The 5,606-nt window shown below is 66.7% G+C and carries 3 protein-coding genes; all 3 read left to right on the top strand.

Annotated features, from left to right (window positions below):
* A partial coding sequence (locus G3N95_RS40235) for an efflux RND transporter periplasmic adaptor subunit (protein WP_205975627.1) occupies nt 1-1,077 on the top strand: 1,077 nt, incomplete at its 5' end.
* Between the two features lie 62 nt (nt 1,078-1,139).
* Nucleotides 1,140-4,409 (top strand): multidrug efflux RND transporter permease subunit, encoded by a 3,270-nt coding sequence (locus tag G3N95_RS40230; protein WP_205975626.1) that lies wholly within the window; start codon nt 1,140-1,142, stop codon nt 4,407-4,409.
* A gap of 1 nt (nt 4,410) precedes the next feature.
* A partial coding sequence (locus G3N95_RS40225) for an efflux transporter outer membrane subunit (RefSeq protein WP_241019214.1) occupies nt 4,411-5,606 on the top strand: 1,196 nt, incomplete at its 3' end.

Below are 5,606 nucleotides of genomic sequence, written 5' to 3'. Positions count from 1 at the left end.
CGCGAAGTGGAAATCCGCGCGCGCGTCGACGGCTTTCTCGAACGGCGCCTGTACGACGAAGGCTCGCTGGTCAAGGAAGGCCAGGTGCTGTTCGTGATGGACCGCAAGCCCTTCGAAGCCGCGCTGCAGTCCGCCAAGGGCGCGCTCGCGCAGCAGCAGGCGCGCCTGCTCGTCACGAAACAGAACCTCGCGCGCGTCGTGCCGCTGGCTGCGCAGAACGCATTGAGCAAGAAGGATCTCGACGACGCCACCGGCAACGAGAAACAGGCCGAAGCCGCCGTGATCGCCGCGCAGGGCGAGGTGCGCACGGCCGAACTGAACCTGAGCTACTGCACCATCCGCTCACCGCTCAAGGGCCTGTCGAGCTTCGCGCGCGTGCAGGACGGCAGCTACGTCACGCCCACGCAGTCGGGCCTGCTGACCTACGTCTACCAGCTCGACCCGATGTGGGTGAACTTCAGCATCTCCGAGAACGAGCTGCTGCGCTACCGCGAGCAGATCACCAAGGGCCTGCTGCGCTTTCCCGCCGACAACCAGTTCGACGTCACGGTGATCCAGGCCGACGGCTCGGTCTATCCGCAGAAGGGCCGCATCGATTTCACGAACCCCGCCTTCAGCCAGCAGACGGGCACCTTCCTCGTGCGCGCCACCTTCGCCAATCCGAACGGCACGCTGCGACCGGGCCAGTTCGTGCGCGCGAAGGTGTCGGGCGCGGTGCGCCCCAACGCGATCCTCGTGCCGCAGCGCGCGGTGCTGCAAGGCGCGAAGAGCCATTTCGTGTGGGTGCTCGACCAGGACTCGAAGCCGCATCAGCGCGTGGTCGACGTGGGCGACTGGCATGGCGACGACTGGTTCGTCAACGAAGGCCTGAAGCCGGGCGAACGCGTGGTGGTCGACGGCGCGATCCGCGTGTCGTCGGATGCGCAGATCAAGGTGGTGAGCGCGCCGCCGGGCTCGGGCGCGCCGGCGACGCCCGCACCCGCGTCCGCGCCGGCAGCGGCGGCGTCCGTGCCCGCGGCGACCGTAACGACCGTGGCGGCCATGGCGCAGACCACGGCACGGCCGGCCAGCCCCTGACCGATGTGAAGACCCGATGACCCGATGACGACGACCGACACCATCCGGCGCACCCCGATCCGATGAACATCTCCCATTTCTGTATCGACCGCCCGATCTTCGCCTCGGTCATCTCGATCGTCATCACGCTCGGCGGCGCGCTGACCATGCTCGCGCTGCCCACCGCGCAGTACCCCGACATCACCCCGCCGCAGATCACGATCTCCGCGACCTATCCGGGCGCGAGCGCCGACGTGGTCGCCAACAACGTCGCCGCCCCCATCGAGCAGCAGGTCAACGGCGCCGACAACATGATCTACATGAGCTCGTCGAGTTCCTCCACGGGCAACCTGACCATCAACGCGTACTTCCAGATCGGCACCAACCCCGAACTCGCGCAGGTCGACGTGCAGAACCGCGTGAACCTCGCGCTGCCGCAACTGCCGCAGTCGGTCACCAACCAGGGCGTGCAGGTGCAGAAGAAGTCGCAGGCGTTCATGATGGTGATCGCGATCTACTCGCCCACCGAGCGCTACGACGCCACCTACATCGCGAACTACGCGAACGTCTACGTGCTCGATGCATTGAAGCGCATTCCCGGCGCGAACCAGTCGAGCATCTTCGGCACGCCCGACTACGCGATGCGCATCTGGCTGCGCCCCGACCGCATGGCGCAACTGGGCATCACGGCCGCCGACGTGCAGCGCGCGGTCGCCAACCAGAACCAGCAGTTCGCCGTCGGGCGATTAGGCCAGTCGCCAACGGGCAACCCCGTCGAGCAGTCATTCGCCGTCACCACGACCGGGCGCCTGACCGAGCCCTCGGAGTTCGAGAACATCATCATCCGCGCGCAGAGCGGGGGCGCGGCGATCGTGCGCCTGAAGGACATCGGCCGCGCCGAACTCGGCCAGAAGGACTATTCGATCCGCAGCCGCTTCCAGGGCAAGCCCGCCACCGTGCTCGCCGTCTACCAGCAGCCGGGCGCCAACGCGCTCGACGTGTCGAAGCAGGTGCGCGCCACGCTCGCCGGGATGAAGAAGTCGTTCCCCGAGGGGATCGACTACGAGATCGCGATGGACACCACCGAGTTCACGCGCGCCTCGATCTCGGACGTGGTGCACACGTTCTTCGAGGCCGTCGTCCTGGTGGTGATCGTCGTGTTCGTGTTCCTGCAGAGCCTGCGCGCGACGCTGATCCCCGTGCTCGCGGTGCCGGTGTCGATCGTCGGCACCTTCATGGGCATGGAGGCGCTCGGCTTCTCGATCAACATGCTCACGCTGTTCGGCATGGTGCTCGCGATCGGCATCGTGGTGGACGACGCGATCGTCGTGATCGAGAACGTCGAGCGCAACATGACGGTCAACAAGCTCGACCCGAAGACGGCCGCCAAGCAGGCGATGGACGAAGTCGCCGGTCCCGTGGTCGCGATCGTGCTGGTGCTGTGCGCGGTGTTCGTGCCCGTGGCGTTTCTCGGCGGCATCACCGGGCAGATGTACAAGCAGTTCGCGATCACGATCGCGATCTCGGTGGTGATCTCGGGGCTCGTCGCACTGACCCTCTCGCCCGCGCTCGCGGCGCTGCTGCTCAAGCCCGGCCACCACGAGAAGAAGGGGTTCTTCCGCTGGTTCGACAACCAGTTCGCGCGCATGACGGCGGGCTACACGCGCGCGGTGCGGCTCGTGATCAAGCGCTTCGTGGTCGCGCTGCTGCTGTTCGTCGGCATGATCGGGCTCGCCGTGCTGATGATGCGCGACATTCCGACCGCGTTCCTGCCGCCCGAGGACCAGGGCTATCTGCTGGGCGCCGTGATCATGCCCGATGCCGCGTCGCTCGATCGCACGGGCAAGGTGTCGGACCGCATCGCCGAGTACTTCATGAAGCAGCCGGCCGTGGGCAGCATCACGACGATCGACGGCTTCAGCATTCTCGACAGCCAGAACAAGAATAATTCGTCGACCTTCTTCGTCGGCTTCAAGAGTTTCGATGAACGCTACAAGTCCGCGAACATCCGCACGCAGAATGCGCGCGCGGTGCTGGTCGATGCGTACAAGACGCTCTCGCAGATCCGCGAGGGCATCGTCGTGCCGCTCAATCCGCCGTCCATTCCGGGCCTCGGCACCACGGGCGGCACCGAGATGTGGATCCAGAGCAAGGGCGATGCGACCATCGCGCAGTTTGCCGCCGTCGTGAACGACTTCGTCGCGCGCGCCAAGCAGCGCCCCGAACTCACGGGCGTGACCAACACCTTCAACGCCGACTCGCAGCAGCTGCTGGTCGACGTGGACCGCGACAAGGCCGAGACGCTCGGGGTGCCCGTCGAGGACGTCTACAGCGCGATGCAGACGATGTTCGGCTCGCTCTATGTGTCGCAGTTCAACCGGTCGAGCCGCCTGTGGCAGGTGATCCTGCAGGCCGAGCCGTCGTACCGGCTCAAGCCCGACGACCTCGAACAGATCTTCGTGCGCAGTTCGAACGGCAGCATGGTGCCGCTCAAGTCGGTGGTGACCTCGCGCTACGTGACGGGGCCGGACCTGATCACGCGCTTCAACAACTTCCCGGCCGTCAAGATCACGGCGAACGCGGCGCCCGGCTACGCGTCGGGCCAGGTGATCAGCACGCTCGAAGAGCTGGCCGCGTCGATGCCGTCGGAATACGGCATTGCGTGGAGCGGCGAGGCGTTCGAGGCGAAGCAGTCGGGCGGCACCTCGGGGCTCGTGTTCGTGTTCGGCCTGATCATGGTGTTCCTGATTCTGGCGGCGCAGTACGAGAAGTGGAGCCTGCCGTTCGGCGTGCTGATGGCGGTGCCGTTTGCCCTCTTCGGCGCGCTGCTCGCGATCCTGCTGCGCGGGCTGAACAACGACGTGTACTTCCAGATCGGTCTGACGATGCTTGTCGCGCTCGCGGCGAAGAACGCCATTCTGATCTTCGAGTTCGCGGTGCTCAACCGCGAGTCGGGCAAGTCGGTGTTCGACGCGACGATGACGGCGGCCGAGGAGCGGCTGCGGCCGATCGTGATGACGTCGCTGGCATTCATTCTGGGCTGCGTGCCGCTCGCGATCGCGACGGGCGCCTCGGCCAACAGCCGGCATTCGATCGGCACGGGCGTGATCGGCGGGATGCTGGGTGCGACCGCCATCGCCGTGTTCTTCATTCCGATGTTCTTCTATGTGCTGGAAACGATGTCTGAGAAGAGCGCCAAGAAGAAGGACAAGAAGGCGGGGGATGTGCCGCCGTCTTCACCAGGACCGGGGCCGGCATCGGGCGAGCCGAAGAAGGTGCCGCCGTCGGCGGGCGGTCCGGCTGTCGGTGGTGGCCCGACCACCAACCCGTCCGCACCGCGTCAAGGTGAGTGAGATGCGCCGCGCTCCGACCTTGCCGCTTCCCGCGTCGCTCGCCACGGGCATTGCATGCGCGTTCTGCGCCCTGACGCTCAGCGGCTGCCTGCTCGGCCCGAACTACTCGCGCCCGCAGGTGGACGTGCCCGCGACGTACCGCTTCCCGGACAACTACGCATCGGACGTCGCGAACACCGAATGGTGGAAGCAGTTCGACGACCCGGTGCTCGATGACCTGATCACCGCGGCGCTCGCGAACAACAACGATGTGAAGATCGCCGCCGCGCGCGTCGACCAGTTCCTCGGCCAGTTCGTCACCACGCGCGCGGCGCTGTTTCCGCAGGTCAGCGCGGGGCTCGATGCCGGGCGCGAGCGCATCTCGACCTCGTCGCCGCTGTTCGCGAACGTGCAGAACCCGGTGTTCAACTCGTATCAGCTGGCGCTGTCGGCGTCGTGGGAAATCGATCTGTTCGGCCACAACCGGCGCCTGACGGAAGCGGCCCGCGCGAGCCTGCTGTCGACGGAAGAAGCGAAGCGCGGCACGATCCTCACGCTGGTGTCGTCGGTGGCGTCGTCCTACATCAACCTGCGCAGCCTCGACCGGCAACTGGAGATCGCGAAGGCGACCACCGCGAGCCGCGCCGAATCCGTGCACGTGTTCGAGCTGCGCTTCCAGGGCGGCGAGGTCTCGCAGATGGAACTCGCGCAGAGCCAGTCCGAATACGAGGACTCGCGCGCGCGCATTCCGCAGATCGAGTCGCAGATCGCGCAGCAGGAAGATGCGCTGTCGGTGCTGCTCGGGCGCAACCCGGGCGACATCCTGCGCGGGCGCGCGCTGGGCGAACTGGCGACGCCCGCCGTGCCCGCCGGTCTGCCGTCGGACCTGCTCGAACGCCGGCCCGACCTGCGTCAGGCGGAGCAGGACCTGGTCGCGGCGAATGCGCAGATCGGCGCCGCAAAGGCGCTGTATTTCCCGCAGATTTCGATCACGGGGCTGCTCGGCACGCAAAGCGGCCAGTTCTCGAAGCTCTTTACGGGGCCGGCGCGCGTGTGGTCGTTTGCGGGGTCGGTGACGCAGCCGATCTTCGAGGGCGGCGCGATCGCCGGTCAGGTGAAGCAGGCCGAGGCCGTGCAGCAGCAGGCGCTGTACTCGTACCGCAAGGCGATCCAGGTGGCGTTCCAGGAAGTCGACGATGCGCTGATCTCGTCGCAGAA

This window comes from Paraburkholderia sp. Tr-20389 (assembly GCF_017104565.1).
GTDB lineage: Bacteria > Pseudomonadota > Gammaproteobacteria > Burkholderiales > Burkholderiaceae > Paraburkholderia.
The sequence above is the reverse complement of the archived record's forward strand: the minus strand, read 5'-3'. Positions and strand labels throughout refer to the sequence as shown.

Excerpts from the sequence above, each read along its gene's own strand:
- G3N95_RS40230 (WP_205975626.1), top strand. The coding sequence starts at position 1,140 with ATGAACATCTCCCATTTCTGTATCGACCGCCCGATCTTCGCCTCGGTC.